This window comes from Pseudomonas sp. PA-5-4B (assembly GCF_021606215.1).
Lineage (GTDB): Bacteria > Pseudomonadota > Gammaproteobacteria > Pseudomonadales > Pseudomonadaceae > Aquipseudomonas > Aquipseudomonas edaphica.
Genome location: NZ_WKDB01000086.1, coordinates 1 through 23,959, shown reverse-complemented (window position 1 = coordinate 23,959; position 23,959 = coordinate 1). Strand labels below are relative to the sequence as shown.

Annotated in this window: 21 protein-coding genes and 4 pseudogenes; 9 read left to right on the top strand and 16 right to left on the bottom strand. The window is 51.7% G+C overall.

The window, feature by feature from the left end; all coding sequences use genetic code 11:
- A partial coding sequence (locus GIW28_RS27415; RefSeq protein ID WP_236490442.1) for a hypothetical protein occupies positions 1-228 on the top strand: 228 nt, incomplete at its 5' end.
- Positions 229-280: 52 nt separating this feature from the next.
- Here the strand turns inward: GIW28_RS27415 and GIW28_RS27410 are convergent.
- Both GIW28_RS27410 and GIW28_RS30895 read right to left on the bottom strand, forming a co-directional pair.
- Positions 281-430 (bottom strand): annotated as a pseudogene (locus tag GIW28_RS27410) (IS30 family transposase); the annotation flags it as partial.
- Positions 421-595 (bottom strand): annotated as a pseudogene (locus tag GIW28_RS30895) (helix-turn-helix domain-containing protein); the annotation flags it as partial. The pseudogenes GIW28_RS30895 and GIW28_RS27410, both read right to left, overlap by 10 nt.
- A 384-nt stretch (positions 596-979) precedes the next feature.
- On the opposite strand from GIW28_RS30895, the gene GIW28_RS27400 reads away from it, so the two are divergent.
- The 6 genes and pseudogenes from GIW28_RS27400 (at position 980) to GIW28_RS27375 (ending at position 6,948) form a co-directional block, all read left to right on the top strand.
- Entirely contained in the window at positions 980-2,122 is a 1,143-nt protein-coding gene (locus GIW28_RS27400) for a tyramine oxidase subunit B (protein ID WP_236447757.1), read from the top strand.
- A gap of 38 nt (positions 2,123-2,160) precedes the next feature.
- Positions 2,161-2,580 carry a Rid family hydrolase gene (locus GIW28_RS27395; RefSeq protein ID WP_056858537.1) on the top strand — a complete coding sequence of 140 codons (420 nt, stop codon included), beginning with the start codon at positions 2,161-2,163 and terminating at the stop codon, positions 2,578-2,580.
- 49 nt (positions 2,581-2,629) lie between these two features.
- The gene (locus GIW28_RS27390; protein ID WP_236447756.1) at positions 2,630-3,922 is read left to right on the top strand and encodes an NAD(P)/FAD-dependent oxidoreductase; all 1,293 of its coding nucleotides are present in this window, start codon (positions 2,630-2,632) and stop codon (positions 3,920-3,922) included.
- Between the two features lie 43 nt (positions 3,923-3,965).
- On the top strand, positions 3,966-5,369 hold the full coding sequence (locus GIW28_RS27385; protein ID WP_236447755.1) for an APC family permease: 1,404 nt from the start codon (positions 3,966-3,968) through the stop codon (positions 5,367-5,369).
- Between the two features lie 58 nt (positions 5,370-5,427).
- A pseudogene (locus tag GIW28_RS30890) lies at positions 5,428-5,898 on the top strand (hypothetical protein); the annotation flags it as partial.
- Positions 5,899-5,991: 93 nt separating this feature from the next.
- The gene (locus GIW28_RS27375; RefSeq protein ID WP_236447754.1) at positions 5,992-6,948 is read left to right on the top strand and encodes a LysR family transcriptional regulator; all 957 of its coding nucleotides are present in this window, start codon (positions 5,992-5,994) and stop codon (positions 6,946-6,948) included.
- A 95-nt stretch (positions 6,949-7,043) separates the two neighbouring features.
- Here GIW28_RS27375 and GIW28_RS27370 read toward each other — a convergent pair whose 3' ends face one another.
- The 5 genes and pseudogenes from GIW28_RS27370 to GIW28_RS27350 form a co-directional block, all read right to left on the bottom strand.
- A complete protein-coding gene (locus GIW28_RS27370) occupies positions 7,044-7,649 on the bottom strand; it encodes a TetR/AcrR family transcriptional regulator (RefSeq protein WP_236447753.1) in 606 nt (201 codons plus the stop codon).
- Between the two features lie 17 nt (positions 7,650-7,666).
- Positions 7,667-8,887 carry a multidrug effflux MFS transporter gene (locus tag GIW28_RS27365; protein ID WP_056858394.1) on the bottom strand — a complete coding sequence of 407 codons (1,221 nt, stop codon included), beginning with the start codon at positions 8,885-8,887 and terminating at the stop codon, positions 7,667-7,669.
- A 73-nt stretch (positions 8,888-8,960) separates the two neighbouring features.
- Positions 8,961-9,209: pseudogene (locus GIW28_RS27360) on the bottom strand (hypothetical protein); the annotation flags it as partial.
- Between the two features lie 284 nt (positions 9,210-9,493).
- Positions 9,494-11,119: a methyl-accepting chemotaxis protein gene (locus GIW28_RS27355; RefSeq protein ID WP_236459064.1), complete on the bottom strand. Its 1,626-nt coding sequence runs from the start codon at positions 11,117-11,119 to the stop codon at positions 9,494-9,496.
- A 324-nt stretch (positions 11,120-11,443) separates the two neighbouring features.
- Complete coding sequence (locus tag GIW28_RS27350; protein WP_056858396.1) at positions 11,444-12,634, bottom strand: acyl-CoA dehydrogenase family protein; 1,191 nt, start codon at positions 12,632-12,634, stop codon at positions 11,444-11,446.
- A gap of 259 nt (positions 12,635-12,893) precedes the next feature.
- Between GIW28_RS27350 and GIW28_RS27345 the strand changes: the two genes are divergently transcribed.
- Positions 12,894-13,421, top strand: a complete 528-nt coding sequence (locus tag GIW28_RS27345) for a flavin reductase (RefSeq protein WP_003232755.1) — start codon at positions 12,894-12,896, stop codon at positions 13,419-13,421.
- Positions 13,422-13,477: 56 nt separating this feature from the next.
- On the opposite strand, the gene GIW28_RS27340 is transcribed toward GIW28_RS27345, so the two are convergent.
- The 5 genes from GIW28_RS27340 to GIW28_RS27320 all read right to left on the bottom strand — a co-directional run bounded on the left by GIW28_RS27340 (position 13,478) and on the right by GIW28_RS27320 (position 18,854).
- Positions 13,478-14,419, bottom strand: coding sequence for a LysR family transcriptional regulator (locus tag GIW28_RS27340; protein ID WP_056858397.1), 942 nt, complete (start codon positions 14,417-14,419; stop codon positions 13,478-13,480).
- Positions 14,420-14,977 (bottom strand): cytochrome b, encoded by a 558-nt coding sequence (locus GIW28_RS27335; RefSeq protein ID WP_056858398.1) that lies wholly within the window; start codon positions 14,975-14,977, stop codon positions 14,420-14,422.
- Entirely contained in the window at positions 14,977-16,053 is a 1,077-nt protein-coding gene (locus tag GIW28_RS27330; RefSeq protein WP_236447954.1) for a catalase family peroxidase, read from the bottom strand. Before GIW28_RS27330 ends, GIW28_RS27335 begins: the two co-directional genes overlap by 1 nt.
- Before the next feature lie 260 nt (positions 16,054-16,313).
- Positions 16,314-17,267, bottom strand: coding sequence for a PDR/VanB family oxidoreductase (locus GIW28_RS27325; RefSeq protein WP_236447955.1), 954 nt, complete (start codon positions 17,265-17,267; stop codon positions 16,314-16,316).
- Positions 17,268-17,333: 66 nt separating this feature from the next.
- Positions 17,334-18,854 (bottom strand): aldehyde dehydrogenase family protein, encoded by a 1,521-nt coding sequence (locus GIW28_RS27320; RefSeq protein WP_093541417.1) that lies wholly within the window; start codon positions 18,852-18,854, stop codon positions 17,334-17,336.
- Positions 18,855-19,239: 385 nt separating this feature from the next.
- Here GIW28_RS27320 and GIW28_RS27315 point away from each other — a divergent pair, with 385 nt between their 5' ends.
- Positions 19,240-19,872 (top strand): TetR/AcrR family transcriptional regulator, encoded by a 633-nt coding sequence (locus GIW28_RS27315; RefSeq protein WP_015372130.1) that lies wholly within the window; start codon positions 19,240-19,242, stop codon positions 19,870-19,872.
- On the opposite strand, the gene GIW28_RS27310 is transcribed toward GIW28_RS27315, so the two are convergent.
- The 4 genes from GIW28_RS27310 to GIW28_RS27295 form a co-directional block, all read right to left on the bottom strand.
- Positions 19,856-20,854 (bottom strand): LysR family transcriptional regulator, encoded by a 999-nt coding sequence (locus GIW28_RS27310; protein ID WP_236459063.1) that lies wholly within the window; start codon positions 20,852-20,854, stop codon positions 19,856-19,858. The two genes, GIW28_RS27315 and GIW28_RS27310, sit on opposite strands and share 17 nt — an antisense overlap.
- A gap of 237 nt (positions 20,855-21,091) precedes the next feature.
- Positions 21,092-22,396 (bottom strand): NAD(P)/FAD-dependent oxidoreductase, encoded by a 1,305-nt coding sequence (locus tag GIW28_RS27305; RefSeq protein ID WP_236447441.1) that lies wholly within the window; start codon positions 22,394-22,396, stop codon positions 21,092-21,094.
- Between the two features lie 71 nt (positions 22,397-22,467).
- Complete coding sequence (locus tag GIW28_RS27300) at positions 22,468-22,908, bottom strand: Rid family hydrolase (protein ID WP_003232737.1); 441 nt, start codon at positions 22,906-22,908, stop codon at positions 22,468-22,470.
- 53 nt (positions 22,909-22,961) lie between these two features.
- A partial coding sequence (locus tag GIW28_RS27295) for a tyramine oxidase subunit B (RefSeq protein WP_236490440.1) occupies positions 22,962-23,959 on the bottom strand: 998 nt, incomplete at its 5' end.

Below are 23,959 nucleotides of genomic sequence, written 5' to 3'. Positions count from 1 at the left end.
CTTGTCAAGGCGCCGGTGTTGGTTCTGGCAGCTACAGAGGATCCTGTAACATACTCTCGGGCTCAGGTAGTAGTTGATGCTTATTGTAATTCCTGTTTCGTGTCCCGCGCAGAAATAAAGGGAGGTGGGATACCTTTAATGGAATTAAAATTTAAAGAAGTTGCAAGTGCAGTGCATGGTTTTTTTGATTGTCTTGAATGTAATGTTATAGGCAAGAAACGCGACTGATTTCTTGAATCGACTTTATACGTGGCAGTTGCGGGAGCTGAGTGCAATACGGTTATTGAATTGAGGGTTGAACGTCATACCGCATCGCCATGGCGTCCTGCATCACCTTGCCCATAACTTCGCTTGGCATCTGAAGTCAAAGCGCTTACGTGGGCCCATTGGTCAGTTGCAGTGCGATCGGATCCAGTTCTTCCTGACGGTGTGTTGGGCCACGCGGGCCGAGTAGCCGTCACGGGCTCTCGATTGCGGCGCAACTCCCGGCTGATGGTCGAAGGGGATCGGATGATCAAGCAGGCAATCCTACGCAGGCTGAAGCCTGGGCATGACCGATTTGATGTCGCAAAAATTCAATATCCCGGCAAATAATAACTTTAGGATTGTTTGAGACGTTAAATACGCCAGGGTCATTTTTCATCGCCCTGCGCCGGAAAATTCAAAGCAAGTCCGTTTAAGAATTTTTCTTGATCCTGAAGGGGTGGGTAGTGATGGGGAAGATTTAGATTTCCTTGAGCGACAAAATGGCCGCCTAGTGCGAAGGCAGCTGTCAGCCTTATATGAATAGCTACTCGCTTGGAATGACCAGGTGCACTACGAAACTGGAAATGGAATTTGCGTCTTTGAGTGGGTGAATGACACGTCGATAAAGTGCGGGAGATGTGACCCACATCCCTTAGACGTAAGCCTGGAAGAAAATCCGAACAGATTTTCAATTAATGCCAATTACAACATAATAATATTGCGGATAAAAACTATGTCAAAACATAATGCCAAGATCGATTTCATTTATCTCTCCGAGCAGGACATGATCAAAGCAGGAGTGATGGACATGGCTGAGTGCGTGAACACCATGGAGCAAATGTTTATTCTGCTTCAGCAAGGTGATTATCGCATGGCAGGTGCTAATAATGACTCTCATGGCTCACAAATTACATTTCCCGCAGATTCTCCCTTTCCCAACATGCCGAAGCCTACACCTGATCGTCGCTTAATGGCTATGCCCGCCTACCTTGGCGGGGACTTCCAGGCCTGTGGTGTGAAATGGTACGGCTCTAACGTTGCGAATCGCGAAAAAGGTTTACCACGTTCAATTTTGACGTTCATTTTAAACGATGTCGATACCGGCGCGCCACTGGCTTATATGTCAGCCAATCTGTTGTCGGCTTATCGAACTGGGGCGGTTCCTGGCGTAGGTGCTCGTCACCTTGCGCGGAAAAATTCAAAAGTTATTGGTTTGTTAGGCCCGGGCGTCATGGGCAAAACATCGGTCACTGCATTTATGTCGACGTGCCCAGAAATTGACACAATCAATATAAAAGGCCGTGGAGAAAACAACTTAAATAGGTTCGTTAAGTGGGTTAACGAAGTATTTCCTCAAATCAGAAATGTCAATGTGGTCGATACACTTGAAGACGTAGTCCGCGGTGCTGACATCATTACTTACTGTAACTCCGGTGATGTCGGCGATCCATCGACGTATCCCTTGGTCAAGCGCGAGTGGGTTAAGCCGGGTGCTTTCCTTGCGATGCCTGCCTTTTGCCGTTTGGACGACGGCATGGAGCAAGCAGATGTACGCAAAGTACTTGATAACACAGGGCTTTACGATGCGTGGTATGAAGAACTACCCAAGCCGGCCCATAACCTGATCCCGTTAGTGGGTATGCGATTTATGGATCTGGTCGGGGAAGGAAAACTTTCCCGCGATGCGCTGGAGGACTTGGGTGACATCTGTGCAGGCATAACACCCGCGCGCCAAAACGATGAGGAAATCATCATTTTGTCTGTTGGCGGTATGCCGGTTGAGGACGTAGCTTGGGCGACAGTGATTTACCGCAATGCAGTTCAAAAAGGCATTGGGGTAAAACTTAATCTATGGGATGAGCCAGTACTTCGTTAAATATAATTTATTATTTAATGTCATAGGCGTTTCTCATGATGAAAGATATTATAAAAGTAAATGCCGGCTCAAAATTTGAAGTGCTAGGCAGCTACTCTCGAGCGGTGGCGGTAGATAACTGGATTTATGTATCTCTCACTGCGGGGCGTAATCCAGATACTAAGGAAATTCCTGAAGATGCCGTTGAGCAGGCTGTGCAAGTGTTTCGGATTATTGAAAAGATCCTGGCTTCACTGGGCTCTTTTCTGGCTGACGTCGTGATGTCTCGTGTCTTTGTCCAATCACCCGAGCATGTAAATGCTGTGATGGGATTCATCGCGCAGAAATTCAAAGGCATCAATCCGGCCACGACGATCACTTGCCCACCATTAGGCTCAACCGTATACAAAGTAGAGGTGGAGGTTACAGCGTACCGTGGTGCGTCAAATCTAAATAAAGTTAACGTAGAACTAGAGTAACGACGGTTGAGCATTTCAGATACTCACGCGGGCACCTCAGGAAATTGTCATGACGAAAACTCTCGAGTCAGTGAGGACTACTGATCAATTACCAAAATCCACCACTGTCGTCATTATCGGAGGTGGCATTATTGGTGTGACAGCGGCATTGACCTTAGCCGAGCGAAATATTCCAGTTGTCCTCCTGGAAAAAGGGCATATTGCAGGCGAGCAATCCTCGCGAAATCTTGGATGGGTGCGCAAGACTAATCGGCACGCAGCTGATGTGCCATTAGCTCTGGCGGCAGATCGCCTATGGGCAGGTATGCCTGAGCGCATTGGCCGCGAAGTGGGTTATCAGCAATCCGGTATTATGTTTCTTGCAGCAAATCAAGAGCACTTAGCGTTACATGAACGCTGGTTGAAGTCGGTGGAGTCTTTATCCTTAGACTCCCAAATGCTTAGCGCTCGCGAGATTAATGAGCGTGTACCTAGAGGCAAAGGTGAGTGGGCGGGTGCTCTCTACACACCTTCAGACGGCAAAGCAGAGCCCCATCTGGCCACCTCTGCGCTTGCACAGGCAGCCATCGAAAAAGGGGCAGTCTTAATTCAGCACTGTGCCGTTAGAACACTATCAACGACGGGTGGGAAAGTTAGCGGTGTCGTTACCGAGCACGGTGAGATTCGCTGTGATCAGGTGCTATTAGCCGGTGGCGCCTGGTCTCGCCGTTTTCTAGGTAATGTTGGAGTTAGTTACCCAACTCTTCCTCTCACATGCTCCGTGCTTCGCACTACCCCAATGGAGGGTCCCACTGATATTGCCGTTGGAGGCCCTGATTTTTCATTTCGAAAACACATAGAGGGTGGTTACATCATCACCCAGCGCGCGGCCTTGGACGCTAATCTAACCTTGGATCACTTATTAATTGGCCACCGGTACCTCAGTCTGCTTCGTGGGCAAGGTTCCTTTTTACGCGTTTCTTTAGGCAAACCTTTCCTCCAGGACCTTGCCCTAAAGCGCCGCTGGCCTGCAGACCAAACCTCACCGTTTGAGCGCGTTCGAACACTCGACCCGTCTGTCAACGAAAGCCTTATCCAGGAAGCCTTGAGCAACCTTCGCAAGGCCTGGCCGATTTTTGAAAACGCAAGCATTTGCGAAGCTTGGGCGGGGCAGATTGATATAACCCCAGACTCAAACCCTGTCATTGACCATATTAAGTCCATTCCTGGGCTGACGATTGCCACTGGCTTCTCAGGTCATGGTTTTGGTACCGGCCCCGCTGCTGGGCAACTGGCAGCAGACCTCGTAACCCATATGACCCCACTCGTTGACCCAGCTCCATACCGGTTTGATCGCCTCTGAAGTAATCGAGTATTGGCCCTTAAATAATAAATGGACACTACACATGAGCGAATCTACGAAGATATCCAGTTCCAATCTCACGGCTGCTGGTGCGAATCCGCAACTATCCAAAAAGTTCGGATTACTCACGATGATGTCAATTTGTATCGGCTTGGTTGTTGCTCAAGGCGCAATGATATCGACGGCACAGGGCGTTGGTTTTGGTGCCATGACATTTCTGGCTGCCATGGTGGCAGCGTTGGCAATTTCACAATGTAATGCGATGAGTTTTGCCGAGCTTTCTCTGATGTTTCCTCAAAAAGGAACACTGGCTACCTATACCCAAAAAGCACTAGGTCATGTCCCAGCTATTGTTGCCGTTTTTGCCGGTTACATTGTTGTATCCGTGCTGGCGGTGCCGGTTGAGATGTTTATGATTGATGTTATTGTGTCCAAACTGCTGCCTGGCTTCGTGCCAACTAAGTCAATATCTCTACTTATTCTGGTCGGCCTTACCATTACTAATTTAATGGGGGCAGACGTATTTGCACGAGTACAAAACCTGCTTGTTGTAGTCATGGTGAGCGCAATTGCACTGGTGTCATGTGTTGCTATCACGGGAACAGCACAACCACACCCAGAGTTAGCGGGTACTCCGGTTGACTGGAGTTTTGCTAGCGTGACTAACTTCGGTTTTATCGGATTCATTGCACTCTCGATGTGGTGTTTTGTCGGCATAGAGTACATTTGCTCGCTGATAGGCGAGGTAAAAGATCCACATAAAAATGTTCCTCGCTCCATGCATCTTTCCTTGTTCGTAATATTTTTATTATTCGTCGGGTTTGGCTATGGTATAACCTTTTATATGGACTCGGAAACCTTGGTTAGTGCTAAAATGCCATATGTTGACTTTATCATGGCTGTATTTGGTAGCTCTGCCGGCTTGGTGATTACAGCCGTTGTTGCACTTACTGCGACTTCCAGTTCTGTTAATACTGTACTGGCAGCCGTTCCAAGAATGATGCATGGGATGGCTGAACAAAATCAGTTGCTACCCATTTTCAAAAAAGTTAATCGTTATAATGTGCCTTGGGTAGCCACCGTAGTGCTGAGCATTTCGATAGTTATTCCTTACTTATCGCTTGATATTGACTCGATCATCCTATTTGTTATCGCGGCCAGCACCAGTTACCTTATCGCCTACTTGATTGCGCATCTGAATGTGATTGTCTTGCGTAAGCGGATGCCGGATCACCCACGTCCATACCGCTCTCCGTTCTTCCCTTTACCGCAAATCTTTGCAATTGTTGCCATACTGTATGTGGCCATCAATAATTCCCCCTCGCCGGCGTTGACGAGTTCTGTTTATGCCATTACTGGCGGCATGCTTTCGTTCATCACCATCTGTAGCGTTATCTGGGTTAAATTTTATATGAAACGGGGTATTTTTGAGCCTGATATGGACTAATAAAACTGGGCGCAAGGTAGGCGTTCATTGGTAAGCGCCTACCCGCTACGCTCAATCGATTAACTTGGCCATCGGTATTTCCACTCTTGCAGCGTTGATCGCTGGCAGCATACAAACCAGCGCCTACGAACTTTACTCAGATGAAGATACTCACCTCAGCGCTAACCTCGAAGCCACGTGCGGTGTCTTTAACAGCCAGCAGAACTACTCGAACTCCGGCAGTAAGTCTAAGGGTTCGTCTACCAGGCGCGAAGGTTATATCAAGTACGGAATCAGTGGTGATCAGGGCCTGGCTGGCGCTCTGGCGAACGGTTCGAGGCACTGGGTAAAGACGGCCCAGACGTGTCCTTCGGCCGCCAGAGGGTTACGGTCGGCGATGGTTTTCTAATTTGCGGCGACGGCACGAACTTCGATAACGGTTTGGCCGATAGCGAGTATAAACGGGGTGGCAGTACCTACTTGGTTGGGAGCATGCAAGAACTTCGACAAAACGGCCGTGCTGCGTCTCGATGGTCAGGAGGGTTGGCGCAGAGAAACGTGAACCACCTAAGCGATGAGACGTGTCCGGGATTCAAAATGCGTCTTAGTCGGACAGAAAGTAGCCTGATGAGCGGTGACAGTAATGAGATCCAATGTCCTACTGGACTTCCAGGACCAACAACTCAAATATCTCTTCTTCAGCCATCAACTCGGATCGATGCGTGCAGCGGCTGACGAGCTAGGCATTGCCCCCTCGTCGATCAGCCGACAGATTGCCAAGTTAGAGGCGGAACTAGACATTGATCTGGTAGAGCAGGGCACTCATCGGATTCGCTTGACTGAGGCTGGGCAGGTTGCGATTGATTATTACCGTGCCAGGGCTAGCCAGCATGAAGCGTTGCTGGATCAGCTCAGCGAGTTGCGAGGGCGTTTTCTAGGTACGACTATCATTGCCATCGGAGAAGGATTGCTGGGCTCCCAGGCAATCGCGGAACTGCAAAACTTTTTCAAGCAATACCCCGATGCTCATATCGAAATCATCATCGCGCCGTCTTTTGAGGTACAGCGGATGATCCAAGATGACGAAGCGCACATTGGCCTTGCTTTTGCGCCAGCAAGCACAGCCACCCTCCGCAGTTTGTATGCGTTCGAGCAGCCGCTCCGTGCGATTGTGTCCAGGGAAAGTCCGTTGGCAAAAAAGCATGTGCTGACGTTAACAGATCTTGCCAATACACCGTTGGTTTTGCCTGGCCCCAAATACCGCGTTAGGGAGCTGGTTACTCAAGCTTGCAAGGATGAGCCGTTTACGATTGAGCCGGTGGTTACCGCCAACTCACTACAGGTCATCCTGGACCTGGTCCGCGCAGGGATAGCCAGTACCGTGCTGCCAGAACTGCCCTTGGTTTCCGAGCTGACATCAGGGTTGTTCAAGGCGATCCCGTTAGCATGTGAGGCAATGAGCAGTACCGAAATGCGAATCATCGTTCGCCCATCCCGCAAGCTTTCCCCAGTGAGCCACGCGTTGATACGCCATCTTGCCAGAGCTATTTCATTGATGCGTAGAGGCGATGGCCGTACTGCAAAGAGTGTGCTTGTCTGAGTGTGTTTCTCATTAAAAAGGCAGCACGGGAGGCGGGCAAGGCAGCAAGGCGGATGATAGCGTTTAGATGTTTTTGCAAAATTTGAATGGTTGATTTATCCACGCGCCACCTTCCCCACAGCCAGAGACAGCGAATCACCAAGAATGCGCCACAAAGCGGTAAGACGCCGACAGTAGGTGCCTTCACTACAGTAAATCAACTCGACATGAAGGCTGTCGATAACCGCGATATAAGCATCCTGAAACATTGAAATCTCGTTCGCCGACAGGGCTGGATACCTGTTCTCAAGGCTTGCGCCAAAGCGTTCACGAAGACGGTCCAGATAGGCTTCAAAGCCACTTGTCACCGATGCCTTTAATTCCGAAGGCGGAAAGAATGCCGTGCGCAGCAGGAAACGCAGGGCAGCGGAAGACTCGTAGCGGTTTGAAAGATTGTCCGTGTACAGCTTGCCGGGCTCGTCATCATTCGCCGGGACGCTTGCAAACATCTCTTCGATATAGTGCCTCTCCGTCGCCAGCGCCAGATTCAGCACGGCGTTGAACAGATCATCCTTGCTCTTGAAGTGCGCGTATAACGAGGGCTTGCGCATACCTGCCACGACAGCGATTTCATTGAGCGACGAGGCGTCGTATCCCCGCTCAGCGAAATGCACCAGAGCGATATCACAGATTCTGCTTGCGGAAGGGCTCAGCACTTTCATCGGGATGACCTTTTAATTCAGTGATTTAACGCGGTGATGTGCTCGGCCCTGCCTTCGCGCACACTGACCCAGGTCAGCGCACCCACCATAACGGCGCAGACTATCAGGAATGCGCACCAGGCAATGGCGCCATAGCTGCTCGCCCAACCGGTCAACGGTGTGGCGAAGGCCGAGATGCCAAGCTGAAACGCGCCGAGCAATGCAGCCGTTGAACCCAGGGCAGTGGTTTGCGAAGACATCACCAGCGTCATCAGTGAGGTTTCTGCAATCCCCAATCCAAGCAGTGCTACCGCGACACCGGCAGCCAGCCAGTACAAACTAGAACCAGATACTGCTGCGCCGTAGGCCATGACAGAACCTGCAAAGATGCAAAAAGCTCCAGCCGTTGCCATGCGGGCCAAACCGTACTTGCCCACCAGTCTGGTAGCCACGACGGCCCCTATGAGAATCGCGATGCCGGTTGCGCCAAACAGCGTACCGAACTGGGCAGCAGGCAGTCCGTATTCCTTCTGATAAACAAATGTAGCGCCGCCCACATAGGCAAAGAGAAAGAAGAACACGGCTGACAGCGCTAAAGCTGGCCTTAGAAAACGACCGTCTTTTGCGAGGCGCGCATACGTGCGTATCGCAAGGCTCATATTCAATGGCTCGCGCTTTTGCATTGGTAGTGTTTCAGGCAAAACAGCCATCGAATTCACCGCCACCAGCGCACCGAGAACAGCCAGTACCAGCATGACGGCCCGCCATCCGAAATGCGCCTCAATGTAACCACCCAACCCCGGGGCGATGATGGGAGCAACACCTTGAATGGTCAGCAGCAGGCCAAAAAGTTTTGCTGCCTGAACGCCCTGAGTGACGTCACGCACCATGCTCATGATGACCACCAACGTCAAAGCACTGCCTATCCCTTGGGCAAATCGTGCCACGAGTAGCCACTCAAGGGTTGGTGCCGCTCCTGCAGCCAGCGCACTCAAACTGAACAGCAACAAGCCTGCTATCAGTGGACGTCGACGGCCCAAGGCGTCGACTACCGGCCCGAACAGCAATTGTCCAAGCCCCATTGCCAATAAAAAGACCGTGAGCGTCAGCTGAATGCTGGCAACACTGGTCGAATAATCAACCGCCATTTCGGGCAGGCTTGGCAAATACATATCGACGGCTGAGGGCCCCAGTGCGGCGATGGCCCCCAAGGCAATGGCAAACTTCAGTGAAGGATTGCCGAAATGACTCTTTTCCATAACAAACTCATGATTGACTTCCTACCGGAAGGTAGGAAAGTGGCGTGAAGTTAACGAGAACCGAGAGGCAAGGTCAAGCGGTTATTTTCTTAGTGGCCAGGCAGCACCTGCCAGCGCTCCGCGCAATGCATGCGCACGAAAGTGTTTTAGGCTTCAGTTCAAAGTGTTTTTTCAAGAAGCGGCTGAAATGAGCGGAATCTGTGAAACATCATTTTTAAGCGATCGAGGTAAGCGACTCAGTCCGCAGCAACGGGTTGGCCAAATCGATCACGCTGCGTTCGAGCCTGGCGCGCTGGATGTATCGACAGACGCCGTCACCTTCCGCACCAGCGATGGGGCGGAGAGGGTGGCCATCTCGTTGTAGTCGGGGCAATTTGGAGGCAACACAGAGGACCACCTGGCGCCGTTATCCAGCGCCACGGTTGGCCCACACGCCAACGGGACACTTAGCGCCAATGGCCGTAACTTTGTGGGCGGGATCAGGGTTAAAATTGAACTCTATGAGAGCCAGACTTGCCTGCGAACTAGGCGCCTTGGTGTATCAGGCAGACCTCTTCATCGCACGCGCGGGCAAGCCTCGCTCCAACAGATGGCCTCCGATACCTCTTACAAGCGAAACCTCGACACCATGCTGTTCAGGTCAACCGCCATGCGGGTCAACTCGCCGCTGGCGGCGCTGGTCTGGGCGGCGCCGTTGGAAGATTGCGTCGACAGGTCCCGGATGTTGACCAAGTTGCGGTCCACTTCACGGGCGACTGCAGCCTGTTCTTCCGCAGCGGCGGCGATGACCAGGTTACGCTCGTTGATCTCGATCACTGCGGTGTTGATGGTTTCCAGCGCCAAGCCTGCGCCTTTCGCGATGCTCAGGGTAGATTCAGCACGGTCAGTGCTGTTACGCATTGAACTGACCGCTTTTTGGGTGCCGCCTTGAATGCTGCCAACCATACGTTCAATTTCGCTTGTGGACTGTTGGGTGCGATGGGCCAAAGCGCGTACTTCATCGGCGACAACCGCAAAACCGCGACCGGCTTCACCGGCCCGGGCCGCTTCGATAGCTGCGTTCAGCGCCAGCAGGTTGGTCTGATCCGCCAAGCCACGAATCACGTCCAGAACCTTGCCGATGTCGCGGGACTCCTCCGCAAGATTACCAATCAGATCGGCGGTGCTTTGCACATCCCCGCTCATGCGTTCGATAGCGTTGACGGTTTCGTGAACTAGATCCCGGCCATCGCCTGCTGACGCCGTCGCGTTTTTTGACGCCTCTGAAGTGCTCACTGCGTTACGCGCCACTTCTTCGACGGCGCTGGTCATTTCGTTGACTGCAGTCGCGGCTTGTTCTATTTCGTTGTCCTGCTGCGCAAGGCCGCGGGCGCTTTCATCGGTAACTGCGTTCAGCTCCTCGGCAGCGGAAGCCAGTTGTGTTGCGGATCCGGAAATACGCATCAAGGTATCGCGCAGTTTCTCCTGCATTTTTTGCATGGCGAGCAGCAACCTGCCCGCTTCGTCAGTGCCATCAACCTTTATCGGTCGGGTCAGATTACCTTCGGCTATGGTTTCAGCCGCTTCAAGTGCCAACGCTATAGGTTGGGTGATGCTCTTGGTCAGCAGCCAGGCAAACAGCATGGTCAGCAGCGAGGCAATAATGAGGAGGCCGACAACCCAGTTGAACGCAGAGCTGTACTGGTCAGCAGCGGATTGATTGATGATAGCCAGCTGGGCGTTATTGAAGTCAGTAAGCTTACCCAACGCCACGTTTATCTGCTCAGCGTTAGCCGCAGACTCGGCGTTCAGCACGCGCGTTAGCTCCTGCAGATCGCCAGCCCGACTGAGGGTAACAAGGCGCGTTTCAATCTTGCGATATTCACCCATCAGCCGCATATAGTCGTTGTAGTCGGATTGCTCTACAGGGGATGAAATCAGTTTGGCGTATGCTGCCTGCGACTGGTTAAGTTGTTGGTTTTGTTCCGCAAGTAATTCGATGGTCCTGTTCTGAATATTTGGTTCGCGATCAGTTAACAGCCGATGCGATAAAACCCGCATGCGGACGCCCGTCACCGTTAGAGCATTCAGGGTCTGAAAGCTAGGGACGCCATTTATCGCGATGTCGTCGCCAGCTGCTCGGATCTTGCTCATCTGAGACAGGGCGAAGAGGCCGAGAATCAGCATGAGCGCGCCTATCAGGGAGAACCCCAGAAATGCGCGCGGAGCAATGTTCATTGTTCTTATTGTCATGGTTTTCCCAGAGCGTGGAATGTGCTCCCCGCAAGCAGCGGCGGATGGCCCAGCGCATAAGTTTTTATCGGTCGCTTGATGACACACTTGAGCGAAAACAGCTGTGTGCCGCATATTAAAACTGATATTGCCCACTCACCAACTTACATACATCGACTGATGTCGGCCCGATGCAGCCCGATTGCGACAATCTTCAAACCGTCCGACCTGGACGCGATTTTCGTTCAGTTGGTAGAGACTCGATAACAAGGTTGCATATTTCTCTTACAGAATCAGCTCTAGAGGCTGCAGCAGCGTGACAGAAGCTGCTGTGCATAGTGGTGCTCAAGGATAGGGGATGGTCGGTTCGATGCCCGCGAACACCGCGCCAGCGCCGTCGTAAGTCGCTTCGCCGAGGAAAGCATGCTGTGTCACTACCATGGAGTCGCGTACGATCCATTGCAGACGATTGTCATTGAAGATGGCTGCAGTCCCCGCCAGTCGATAAGCCTTCATGACTACGTCCGCTCCGGTATGAGCGGCATGGGTGGCGCTGAGGCGTAATAAGTTAGTCTGCTGCAGGGTCACCGGATTACCGGCGATGAGCGAGGCCCATACAGCTTCGGCGGATTCGTAGAAAAACGCCTGGGCGCTTCGCAGCATCGCCTCTGCCTTACCCAGTTCGCTGCGGTAATAAGCGCGATCACCCAAACGCGGGGCACCGGTGACAGTCTTGGTGCTGCCCGACATTGCGATCACCAAGTCCAGTGCTGCGCGTGCCAGCCCAAGGTTAACGGCGGCGTGAACTTGCGCCTGGTAGGAAACAGACGGGTAATGATAGAGGGGCTCGTCAATTGTGGAGGCACTGCCCCGCACGAAAGTCCACTCGCGTTGGACGTTCTTTTGGTGCAATTTGAGGTCATGGCTGCCCGTGCCTTGCATCCCGACAACATTCCAGTTGTCGACGATCTGCACTTCGCTTGCCGGGAACACAGCGGTCAGCGGTTTGCCTGCCGTCGGTCCTCCACCGTTGGCCGATGTGCCACCGATGCCTACACCAATCCAGTTGGCACCTTTGCACCCACTAGCAAACCGCCAGTGCCCGCTGACTTCCCAGCCATTTTCAGTCTCTTTGGCAGGTTGTAGAGGGTAAAGGCCGCCAGCATAGACCTGGTCTGGCCCGTTGGCATAAATCAATGCTTGGGTTGCCGGGGGGAGTGCCGCCAGGTAGATGTTGGCTGAGCCGAACGCGGTCACCCAACCGACCGAACCGTCGGCTTCGGAAACCCGTTCTACGATGCGCAGGAACTCGGCTGGAGGCAGCGCATCGCCACCGAAACATTTGGGAGTACTGGCGCGGAAGATACCCACTGCTTTCATTTTTTCAATCATGTCTAAAGGGACATGGGAGCGTTGGTTAAACTCGCTGCGACGCTCGGCAATCTCCGCAATCACATCATCCAGGGAAATCGCCTTGATGCTGATTGGAGCGCCTTCACGTGTGTCACGATCATCGAAATTGTTTTTGCTGTTCATGTTTATTGTTCTCTGGCTAGGGTGATTGCATACACGTTCAGAATGCGTGGGATGATAAGAAAAAATCAAATTCGGAATATGAATAAGCTAAATAATCCGTGGGAATTAACTGTCGTGCCATGCGCCTCTAAAGGGGAGGGCGTTTAAGGGCGATGGCTATTCCTGCTGTCAATAGTGCGTATGAGTAAAGCGAATTTGACCGAATGAACAATCCCTCTCAACATGGATTCACCAAGTCAATAATTAAAAGGTGAAGGTTATGGTTAGCGATCAATCAAAACAACATTTTCGGCAAGCGCTGTCATTGTTGTCTGCGGCGGTGAATATCATTACTACCGATGGCCCCCATGGTCGCTTCGGATTAACTGCGAGTGCGGTCTGTTCGGTCACTGATACGCCCCCAACATTATTGGTTTGCATCAACCGTAACAGTTCAATTCATGAAGCGTTGCTGGGCAACAGGGCGTTGTGCGTAAATATACTGACCGGTGATCTGGAGGGTGTTGCGCGACAGTTTGCTGGCATGACCGACCTGCCGCCTGCTGAACGTTTTGCCGGCCAGGATTGGCGGACAGGCTCCTCGGGCTTACCGGTGTTGAACGACGCCCTAGCAAGCCTCGAAGGAAACATAGTAGATATCAAGGAAGTCGGATCGCATTCGGTATTATTTGTCGAAATTAACCAAATTCAGGTCCGTGAAGAGGGGGAGAGTCTGATTTACTTTGGGAGAAACTTTCACCGTCTGGGGCGGGCTGCAGCCGTCAACGTACAGACGTCGGCATCCTGAATAATTGCAGTTCCCCATTCGTGGGTTACAGGGTTTATAAAGAATGCTCGCACGCCTCATTTGATATGAACTCCAGTATGGCTGCCGGAGGCAAACAGACTAATGATTAACCCGCGCAGCCAGGTTATCCCGGCATCCGATAGGAAACGGCTATGGCAATAAAGTCCCACCGAGATGGCTGGCAGTTCGATGGGCAGACTCAGCAGCCGATAGCGCTGGTCGTGGTTTAGCTGCATGGCAATGGCACGCGGCAGAATCAATGCCAGATCAGTGTTGGCAACGATTTTCGGGGCAATCGTGAAATTAGGCACTTTCAGAGCGATTTCGCGCGCAATGCCGGCCTTTCCGAATGCTGCATCGGCGGTTACGCCATGGCCGGTAATATTGCTCGAAACGTCAACATAGCGCAGGGCGAGTATGTCCTGAACGCTCAATTCATCTTCCTGAAAAGGATGGCCGTCGCGCAACAGACAAATGAATTCGTCGTCTAGCAAGTTTTCGTGGATGCACTCTTCACCAAGTTCTACCAGATAGCCTATCGCGATATCTACATCACCTTTGCGCAATGCCATAGCCAGTTGCTCTATAGGCATTTGACGCACATCCAGGCGTACTTTCGGCGCCTCGCGCGCTAGCACTTCCATCACCGTCGGTAGCACATAAAGTTGCGACATATCCGACATGGAGATGCGAAAAGTACGATCCGCTGTTTTCGGTTCAAAGTTCGAAAACATCATTAATGCGCTTTGAATAATAATCAGCGCATGTTCAATGGGTCCGTGCAGGCGAATAGCTGCGTCAGTCGGCTCCATCGACGTTGCTGTTCGTACGAACAGCGGATCGTCAAACACATCGCGTAGTCGACGCAGTGCGTGACTGACGGCGGGCTGGCTGAGGTGTAGGCGTTCGGCCGCGATTGTCAGGCTGCGGTGTTCCCAAATAGCCACAAAAGTCCTGAGAAGATTCAGATCGATCGTGGCCATGTTGATGTGCGTCATTTATTTACCACGAGCCTTACGCGTGATGCTGGAAAAGACGCCGTCGCGGTATATCCAAGCATGTATCAGCGCTGCGCAAAGATGTCCTAACACAAGCAGAAACAGAGCCCAGGCGAATAACCCATGTGCGGCCCGAAACCAAGCGTAAAGCGCGGAGCTGACAGGAGCAATGGGTGGAAGGTTCCAGCCCGCGAACATGGTGACAGGCCAATTTCCGGCAGAGAGCGTCGCCCAACCGAGCAGTGGCAGGCAGAGCATCAGCAAGTAGAGCAATAGATGCGAAACATGCGCCGCCATTGCCTGCCAGTACGGTACGCTGGCAGGCAATGGCGGCGTGGTGCTTAAAAGCCGATTGCCTAGACGCAGGATAGCCAAAAGAAGAATGGCGATTCCCAGAGGCCTATGAAGATCAATGAGCCAGGGACGCAGGCTCAGAGAAGCCATCATGCCTACACCTATAAATAGCATAGCCAGGATAAGGACAGCCATGAGCCAATGGAGAAGCCGTGCCGCGAAGTTGAAACTTTGCACACCGGTGTGCTTCTGCTGGGTATGCATTATTTGATTTCCTTTTTGCCAACCGCGTCAGAGGCTTTACCAAAACCGATTTCTCGTAATCGGGCGTTATAGGACTGGGAGTAAATACCCGCACGGGCTGCAAGCACCGGATCGTCTGAAAGCGCTATTCCTGAAGGTACAAGCGTCGGGTCAAAGTTAATGTCACGACATGCCCCATGAGTTTGCTCTACCACCTGGTTGACCTCTAACGTCCCAGCGATTACCTCCTTGCGGTTGCTCGGCCATGGTTGAGAAGGGTCGTTCACCGGATCTCCCGCCTCGGCCAGTTGGAATACCAGATCCCAGTACAAGGGTGCTACACCCACACGCTGAGTTATTTCATTAAACAGGAAGTCATGACTGGCTTGCGCATGAGCCTCTTTGCTCAACATCTCTACCGCCGCATGAGGGCGCATGGACCAGCGCACAGGTTGACGTTTTCCATCCGCTGCAATGAGTACGAAGGCGTTGATGGAATTATATTCGGTTCCTGCAAAACTGGCCGGCCAAGTCGCGTTCGCTTCTCGCTCTACAGACTTGCGAGCCTCTGGATATTTTTGAAAAAACGCGGCCACCTTGTCCGGGGCTGGTTGTCCAGTGGCAGCCACCGGTTCAAAGGCCTCGACCTGCGCCAGGAAACCCTCGGCATCCCGAGTCGCGAAGTAGGGTTCGTTGTTGAGCTTCATTCGCCACTGTGACTTGTCGTCGCCTACCAGCATGAGTGCCATGCTGACGGTCGCCGTCGAATTGTCCGCCGCATGCGGGTCTACGGTGCCGATTGAAAAACGCCCGACGGCGGGGATGTTGGCCGGTAGAAAAATACGTGAGGTCGACAGAGGGACGGCCTCGCCGCTCGCATGAAAAGTCCCACTGAAACACATACCCTTACCGTGGGCCCGTCGATAGCCTGGTGGAAAATTATCTAGGGAGTCACCCAGAAACTCTTTTGTGGTAACGCCGGTGCCTAAGAATCCTCCTGCCCAGGCAAAAGCCAGCACAAGAGCAGTCGCGATACTGAATATGCCCAACAACGGCACTCGATATTTCCATAAACCCTGAAGGTTATTCTTAAGCATAAAATTCTCAGCTGCACGTTGTCAGGCAGCGCTGGATTGAAACTGCCGAATGGCTAGCGCCAACACTAACCGGCGCAAAGCAGTAGTCATGTGTAAGACAGGGGGATTTGAACCGCCGATACGGCAAGAAAAAATCCCGGTGGGCTCAACGGGTTTGCTTGAGCGGCAACGCATGACAATCCCTGCGCCATAGCCTGTGTGTCATTACATTGCTGAGGACGGCCAAGGCAAATGACGCCGGCGATGCACCGCTTTTGACGTTATATGTCCAGCACCAATCGTGGAGATTTTGATCGTGAACAGCATACCAATATCGTATCGTTCGCCGCTTTTTCATCAGCAGTGAGATACACATCGCGATGGTCTGGTTCACCCTCTAAAACATCACAGAGGCATGTGCCACAAACACCCTGCTCGCAGGATATTTCGATATCAATACCTACTTCAGCCAGTGCTTGATAAATGGTCTGCCCGGTCATGACATTGACGGTTTTACCGCTGCGCGCCGCCACAACCTCAAAACCAGACCCATTGGTATCAATGTCGGCCTGAAAGTATTCGCGGTGAATGTGTGCATCAGGGTAGCCGAGTTCGAGAGCATTATTGATAACCCACTTCATAAAACCTCCCGGTCCACATGTATAGATGTGAGCCGTGTCCTGGCTGCCTCCTAATACGCGTTTGAGGTCCAGTTGGCTTTCAGGTTCATCGTCGAAGTGCAGCTGGACAGCTTGGGAAAATCCGGAGAGCTCCAACTCTTCAAGAAACGCACTTCGGTTACGTGAGCGTGCGCAATAATGCATTTCAAACGCCTTGCCCCTGGCTTCAAGCGCATAGGCCATGGCCAGCATCGGTGTGATGCCAATACCCCCTCCGAGCAGGATTGAACGTTCGGCATTCAAGTCCAGCGGGAAATGGTTACGAGGCAGGCTTATGTTTACCTTTACGCCTTCAAGTAATTCCTGATGGACTGCAATGGACCCACCCCTGGATTGAGGATCTCTCAATACCCCAAGGCGATAAATGCCTGCGTCAGCGGGATCGCCGCACAACGAATATTGGCGGATCACATTTGAGGGTAGGTGCACATCAATATGGGCACCGGCCTCAAAGGTCGGTAAATTGCCGCGGTCTGCCCGCGCCAGCTCGATGACGACCACATCATCACCTTGCAGCACTCGTTTAAGCACGACTACGTTTAGGAGTTCATTCATCGGGTAATACCTGTACGCACGCGGGAAGACAATTCATATTGATGTTTTAAAAAAGGTCGCCAATCTTCATTCAGCCTGATCAAAAACACGCATAACACCGGCCTTGAGTGACGTATGGGCGAGTAAGCCTTCTTCACCCAATTCATGACCTGCGCCTGAATCCTTCATGCCGCCGAAGGGGAGACTGAGATCCAGCACATTGTGGTTATTGATCCAGATAGTGCCTGCTTTCACGCCGCCGAAGAAGCTCGTGATCCGATCAACGTTTTTGGTCCAGATACTGGCCCCCAAACCAAATGAGGTCGCATTGGCGCGCTGGATAACCTCACGGTCGTCCTTGAAGGAAAAGGCTGTTAGCACCGGCCCAAAAATCTCCTTTTGGGATGTGATGCTGTTGTTTGTAAGGTCGGTCAAAATGGTAGGCTGAATATAAGCGCCAGGGCTGTTGATCGTTTCGCCCCCACACAGTAATTCTGCACCGGACTCAAGGCCCTGGTGGATCATGCTCATCACCTTGTCGCGGTGGGCGTGATGAACGAGTGGACCCATCTGCGAACTTAAATCCAGACCCGGGCCAATTTTGATGGTCCGTGCGATTTCAGCGACTCCAGCAGTGACTTCGGCGTAGTGGCGTTCGTGGACGTACAGCCGAGAACCTGCGCAGCAGTTTTGACCATGATTGCCGAAAATAGCCCAGGCAGCGCCGGGAATAGCGATGTTCAGATCGGCATCTTCGGCGATGACGACCGGTGACTTACCGCCGAGTTCAAGCGTGTATTTTTTCATCAGGGGCGCTGCTATTGCGGCGATTCGTTTCCCTGTCTCAGTCGAGCCTGTAAAACTTATCTTGTCCACGCCAGGGTGCTCAACAAGCGCCGCACCTACTTCATGACCTAGGCCGGTAATGACATTGACAACTCCAGGTGGAATGCCAGCTTCATTACACAGCTCCGCCAGGCGCAAAGTAGTGAACGGGGTTTGCTCAGCGGGCTTGAGAACAATAGTGCACCCTGTTGCAAGAACAGGTGCCAATTTCCAGACCGCTTGGCAAAGCGGAACGTTCCACGGGGTAATTGCTGCGACGACACCCAGTGGCGATCGTTTTGTGAAACCAAAGAATTTTTGATCCGGCAGGTAAGGAACGGACAGATCCAGGGTTTTTCCAGAGATTTTGGTGGACCACCCGGCCATATAACGCAGCGTATAAACCGACAGGTCCGCATCGAATGCGCGAGTGTTTCGAATAAGGCGGCCACTGCTGAGCGTCTCGAGTTCAGAAAGCTCCTGAGCATTTTCCGCAATCAAATCAGCGAGCCGCAGCATCAAAGCTTCACGTTGATAGGGTCTCATTCTGGACCAGGCGCTGTCTTCAAATGCCTTGCGTGCAGCGGCCACTGCCAGGTCGACGTCAAATTGGTCTGCCTGTGCGATTTGACCTAATTCAAGACCGTTACTAGGATCGGCGATAGAAAAGTATTTTTCTGAATGCGGGTCCCTGAACTCACCATTAATGAAGATTTGGGTACGTTTGCCGATCCTGGATTTAGCCCCAGAGGTGAGGTGTTCGTAGTTATTTGCCAATGTCATGATCGAATGCCCATTGTTATTGTTTCAGGGGCCGCTATCGTACTAGCGGAATATAAAGGAAATTAATATCCCGCACCGTTACGAGTTGGACAATGACAGCAGAGGTACCTATTGTTGCTCTTGCTGCAACAAAGGCGAATCATCCAGGTGGTGCGTCCAATGTCTCACTTGCGTGTAGGGCGGATTGGTTTTTGCTGATCGTGCCCTAGGTCGTGGACCATGACTGCACTAAGCTGAGACGATGACGATATCGGGTAAAACAGTAGTTCATCTGACCGGGCAGGTATATCTGGCCTGTATGGAATACAAGCAAGTATGGTCTTTAAGGCGAATTAAGAGTGTTGTATAATTTCTGCAAAATTTTTAGGTAAAAAGGAAATTCTCAATGAGGGTTGCTAAAAACAATCAAAAGACTGAAGAGAAACGTACGGCTATTTTGGTCGAGGCAAGGATGGTATTTCTCGACTCGGGAAATGCTGGATTCAGTATGAGAAGCGTGGCTAAAAAAGTCGATATGTCGCTGAGTCATCTTCAATATTTTTTTCCGACCAAAGATCAACTATTTTTGGAGATGGTCAGGTATACCGTAAATGACTATCTGAAAAATTATAAACTCATCATGATGGAGTCCTATAATAGTCCCGAACAACAGATGTGTGCTGTGTTGGATTATTTGTTTAGCGATCTCATGCGACTGGATGTTACAGCTATCTTCGTCGAGCTCTGGGGGATGGCACTCCGGGATGTAGAGGCGCGCCTTTTTCAGCGTAAACTGTACAGAGTCAATAGGCGAAAATTTTCGACAATTCTTACCAGGGTTTACCCTGATGCATCGCGTGAGACCATCAAGCGGGTCGCAACCCAGGTGCTGTTACACATCGATGGCATTATGGTGCTTTACATGGTGGATTGGCCGGATGCGCAGAATTATGAGCGAATAGTTCAAGACGCTAAATCCATCATATGGAGAATCATGGAAAATATCGCTCAGAAAAAAGAGGCTAGTCAACTGCCGTAGCTATGGCATTTTTCCGAACCAAGAAAATCTTATTGGGATTTCTGCTGGTGCAGTCACGAATGCGCCGAATCTGTGCGTTTATCGCCATTGCCAAGTAATGCACCAAATCACGCGAAAGAGGGGACAGCTTCCTGGATTGGCGCGAAATAATTTGTACTTGTGTTACATTCAATGCGTGATAATCGATAGGAATAGCTTTTAATGTGCCGTTGCATAACTCATCAATGACGGGAAAGTCACTGAGTATTGTCGAGGCTATGCCATTGCGCGTGAGGTCCAACATTATCTTCAGTGAGTTTGAAGTAATGTAAGGCTGGAAGTGAGCGCTGCTTTCACTTTGCAACTGATCAATAATTCCTCTGATCCGGTACTCAGGCGGGGGTAGAACAATATCTTCGTCAGCCAGGTCTTGAAGACTGAGTATCGATCTGCCCGCCAGCGGATGGTCGGGGTGGACAATAGCTCTCATGGGTTGATCGAAAGAATGGAGCCTATTGATGTTGGTGGTCTTGGTAGGGGAAAACACCAATCCTATGTCTGCTTCGTCTTCAGCGACCATTCGCTCAACTTCGTGAGAGGGCGCAATCAACAGCTCAGTGTGCGATTGTCGGTTAGCTTTGAAAAATTGATAAAGCTCACCTATGGCCTGAGTACTAAGTAGTCCTTCGCCCACCGCAATGCTGGTTCTATTTAAATATCCTTCTTTGAGTTGGCCGAGTTTTTTCAAAAGTTGATTGTGATGGCCCATACGCTCAACATAATAATCAACTGCAGCCTGACCTGCGGCGGTCAGGCAGATCCTGTGAGTGCCTTCTTGTATGAGCTGAATACCTAGATCGGACTCCAGTTTCGCAATCTGGCGACTGATGGAGGAGACGGCGAGCTCCAGCTCTTCGGCCGCCGCGCGCATGGTTCCCAGTCTGGAGCTCAAATACAGATACTTGAAGCGTTGATCTTGAAGCTCAGTTTGGGAATTCATCATGGGTGCCTCGCACGGTTCGCATCATCAAGTTTTTTATTATGTTGATGAATCTATGCTAGTGAATGCCGGGAAGCAATACTGTGGGCTAGTTTTTTTGGTCAGTGACCTACAATATTTTTATAGCTTTTTGATCTAAGAAGGTTTTTCTGTCTGCGCCGAAATTTGCGGTTCTAGGTTGCATAGTTAGCTTTCTATAGGACTCTTGATTGCTGAGGTACCCCTGATTTTCTGGCTTGATCAGCTGTGCTGGCGCTTGAGGTGATACGGTGCGGGATTAACTATGGGGGTGTCGCCAGTGACGAGATCAGCGACCAGTTGTCCGGCTGCTGGAGAGGTGCCAAAACCATGCCCTGAGAATCCGGAAGCAAGCGTCAAACCCGGAATTTTATCTACGGGGGATATCACTGGGAGGCCGTCCGGCGTTACATCGATCATGCCAGCCCATTCGAGTTCTATGGTGGCTTTTTTAAAAGCGGGCCAAGCTTCAGTGAGATTGCGTAATGCAGCCCGATTCAGTCCGTGATTGACGTTTGGGTCTATTGTCCGTCTCTGCTCGAAAGCAGAGGTACCTTGGTCAGAACTGCGTCGCGACAGGGCCAGTTCTGTCATGAACTCTCGTCCCAGGGAAAGATTCATGTTTTTCCATTGAGAACGCAGTGTGGAAAAGTAGTGATGCCCGATCAGCAAGCTGTCAGGTACGATCGGCACCATGAAAGCTCCCCGGTTCGTAATGATGTATCCGCCGTCCTGGTGTTTGCGAAAAGAGATATCTGGAGTGCCTACTGCGACTTCAGTCATTCCCTCTATCGTCAGAGGAGCCGTTCGAAGGACTGAGGCGACTACCGGTAACGTCAAGAGGGGAACACCGCAGGTAGCCAGAAAGCGTCTCGACCACATGCCGCCGGAAAGGATTACGTTATCGCAACGCACTTCCCCCCGCTCGGTTACAACACCGCTTACTCTGCCTGCCGACATGGATAGCGTTCGCACCGCGCAGTTCTCCACGATGATAACGCCTTTAGCGATAGCCGCCCGTGCGATGGCACTGCTGGCAAGAGTAGGTTCTGCTCGGCCATCAGAGGCTGTATAAATTCCGCCTGCCCAATCGACGGTGCACCCTGGAGAAATATCAGCGATTTCTCTCGCCGTGACCAGGCGTGAGTCGAGCGAGGCATCAGCGACTGAGTTCAACCATTCTTGATGTGAAGCCATTTCCCCGGCTGAGCTGGCGGTATACAAAATACCGGTCTGTCTGTAGCCAACATCGGCATTGAGCCGTTGTGCCATGGTGCTCCATAGTTTTTCTGCGGCGATTGAAAGAGGGAGGTCCAGTTTGGCCCGCCCCATTTTCCTGATCCACCCCAGATTTCGGGAGGATTGTTCGCAAGCAATTCGGCCCTTTTCAAGTACTGTGACGGGGATGCCACGTTCTGCCAGCGACAATGCCGCAGTGAGTCCGATAATGCCCCCTCCGATCACCACCACTGTCGTGGCGGCAGGAAGAACGACAGAGGTCTGAACGGGAGAGATAGAGGGGGCCAAGTTTCTTGTCCTTGATACTGTATACGTTATCGAAAGTGCACTGAATCGCTACGCCCTGAGGCTGCTAAGTGTCACGTATTGTTATGAGTAATCGTGATTTCTTTGACATTGGCCTTTGAGACCCCGCGATAGGCGGTGACTTCAATTTCAACTTTGTATATCTCAGATCCCAGAGGAGGGCTGGTCAGCGTCAGCGTTGGATTAATACCGCGCATTTTTTCTGCGTATGTAGCCATTACGATATCTATGTCCTTCGCAAACGGTATGAACACGCGCGCGGCAACGATATCGCCAAGCGAAGCGTCAACGGCCGAAAGGGCATGTTCTATATTGGCCAAGACTTGAAGGGTCTGCTCAGCCGGGTCTTCGGGCATTTCCTTTGTGGCGGGATTGCGGCCGGCGGTATTGGATACGAAAATCAGATCGCCGACGGCGATGAGGCGCGAATAGCTACCCAGCTCCTCAAACTTGGATCCGGTTTTAACTTTAATAACGTCGATAACTTCTTTCATGTGGAGTGTCCGATATTCAATGAAAACTCAGAAGGCGCGGTGGCCGTGCGGGATCAACTTAGCGTTGGGGTTTCCCAGAGATTAAGTTTGACGCCTATGCCTTTTTCGCAGGCGTTGCGATAAATCACGGTGCCCCACGCAACGTCTTCTACCGGCATACCGCCGACCGACATGATGATGATTTCATCGTCGTTTTTGCGTCCAGGTGCTTCACCGACAACAATCTTGCCCAGATCCTCGAGCTGGTCAGGTGACATTTTTCCTTCGTCTATCAGATCCAGGAATTGGATGCCCACTACTGGCACGATGTTGTGCACTGGCTTGGGATTTTCTTCATGCCATGCCTGGTAGAGAGAAGGATTGTCCAGAACCTTGCGGATGTCGGGTGACTGCATGCCTTCATCGATACTCGTCAAGGCGGGCATGGACAGAAACGTACCAGGGCTTACCCATTCACGCTTCACCACAGGGTAGGCAGAGGCATCACCAATTGCTCCGGAATTGCAGAATGTGACGATGTCACAGTCGCGTACCACAGCTTCGTTGGTGTCAACCACATGAATGTTGACAATCTGCGGAAAAGTCTCACGAACCCACGATGTAAACGCATCGATATTTTTTTGGCCGCGTCCCTTGACTTTAACTGTGTCAATCTCAGGACATTCGGCAACGAATGCCGAAAGTGAGGTCTTCGCCATCACACCTGGACCCAGGATGCCAACCACCTTCGAATTCTTTTTGGCCAGATGGCGGGCGCCTACGCCAGGCACGGCGCCTGTTCGATAAGCAGAAAGAAGATTCGCTGACATGATTGCCAGAGGAGCGCCCGTATCGGCATCGTTGAGTACGAACAGAAGGATGGAGCGGGGGAGGCCCTTCTCTCTATTCGCGATGTTGGATCCGTACCATTTCATCCCGGCTGTTCGAAATTGACCGCCAAGGTACGCAGGCATCGCCATGAAGCGTCGATCGGGGGTGGGTTTGGGCATGTCCGGAAAAGGTGAGTCTTCGGGAAATACCACCACAGATCCGTGGGAATTGTTATTGGGAC

Bases quoted from the DNA above. Each gene is read 5' to 3' on its own strand.
- GIW28_RS27400 (WP_236447757.1), top strand. From the start codon at position 980: ATGTCAAAACATAATGCCAAGATCGATTTCATTTATCTCTCCGAGCAG.
- GIW28_RS27395 (WP_056858537.1), top strand. From the start codon at position 2,161: ATGAAAGATATTATAAAAGTAAATGCCGGCTCAAAATTTGAAGTGCTA.
- GIW28_RS27390 (WP_236447756.1), top strand. From the start codon at position 2,630: ATGACGAAAACTCTCGAGTCAGTGAGGACTACTGATCAATTACCAAAA.
- GIW28_RS27385 (WP_236447755.1), top strand. From the start codon at position 3,966: ATGAGCGAATCTACGAAGATATCCAGTTCCAATCTCACGGCTGCTGGT.
- GIW28_RS27375 (WP_236447754.1), top strand. From the start codon at position 5,992: ATGAGATCCAATGTCCTACTGGACTTCCAGGACCAACAACTCAAATAT.
- GIW28_RS27370 (WP_236447753.1), bottom strand. From the start codon at position 7,649: ATGAAAGTGCTGAGCCCTTCCGCAAGCAGAATCTGTGATATCGCTCTG.
- GIW28_RS27365 (WP_056858394.1), bottom strand. From the start codon at position 8,887: ATGGAAAAGAGTCATTTCGGCAATCCTTCACTGAAGTTTGCCATTGCC.
- GIW28_RS27355 (WP_236459064.1), bottom strand. From the start codon at position 11,119: ATGACAATAAGAACAATGAACATTGCTCCGCGCGCATTTCTGGGGTTC.
- GIW28_RS27350 (WP_056858396.1), bottom strand. From the start codon at position 12,634: ATGAACAGCAAAAACAATTTCGATGATCGTGACACACGTGAAGGCGCT.
- GIW28_RS27345 (WP_003232755.1), top strand. From the start codon at position 12,894: ATGGTTAGCGATCAATCAAAACAACATTTTCGGCAAGCGCTGTCATTG.
- GIW28_RS27340 (WP_056858397.1), bottom strand. From the start codon at position 14,419: ATGACGCACATCAACATGGCCACGATCGATCTGAATCTTCTCAGGACT.
- GIW28_RS27335 (WP_056858398.1), bottom strand. From the start codon at position 14,977: ATGCATACCCAGCAGAAGCACACCGGTGTGCAAAGTTTCAACTTCGCG.
- GIW28_RS27330 (WP_236447954.1), bottom strand. From the start codon at position 16,053: ATGCTTAAGAATAACCTTCAGGGTTTATGGAAATATCGAGTGCCGTTG.
- GIW28_RS27325 (WP_236447955.1), bottom strand. From the start codon at position 17,267: ATGAATGAACTCCTAAACGTAGTCGTGCTTAAACGAGTGCTGCAAGGT.
- GIW28_RS27320 (WP_093541417.1), bottom strand. From the start codon at position 18,854: ATGACATTGGCAAATAACTACGAACACCTCACCTCTGGGGCTAAATCC.
- GIW28_RS27315 (WP_015372130.1), top strand. From the start codon at position 19,240: ATGAGGGTTGCTAAAAACAATCAAAAGACTGAAGAGAAACGTACGGCT.
- GIW28_RS27310 (WP_236459063.1), bottom strand. From the start codon at position 20,854: ATGATGAATTCCCAAACTGAGCTTCAAGATCAACGCTTCAAGTATCTG.
- GIW28_RS27300 (WP_003232737.1), bottom strand. From the start codon at position 22,908: ATGAAAGAAGTTATCGACGTTATTAAAGTTAAAACCGGATCCAAGTTT.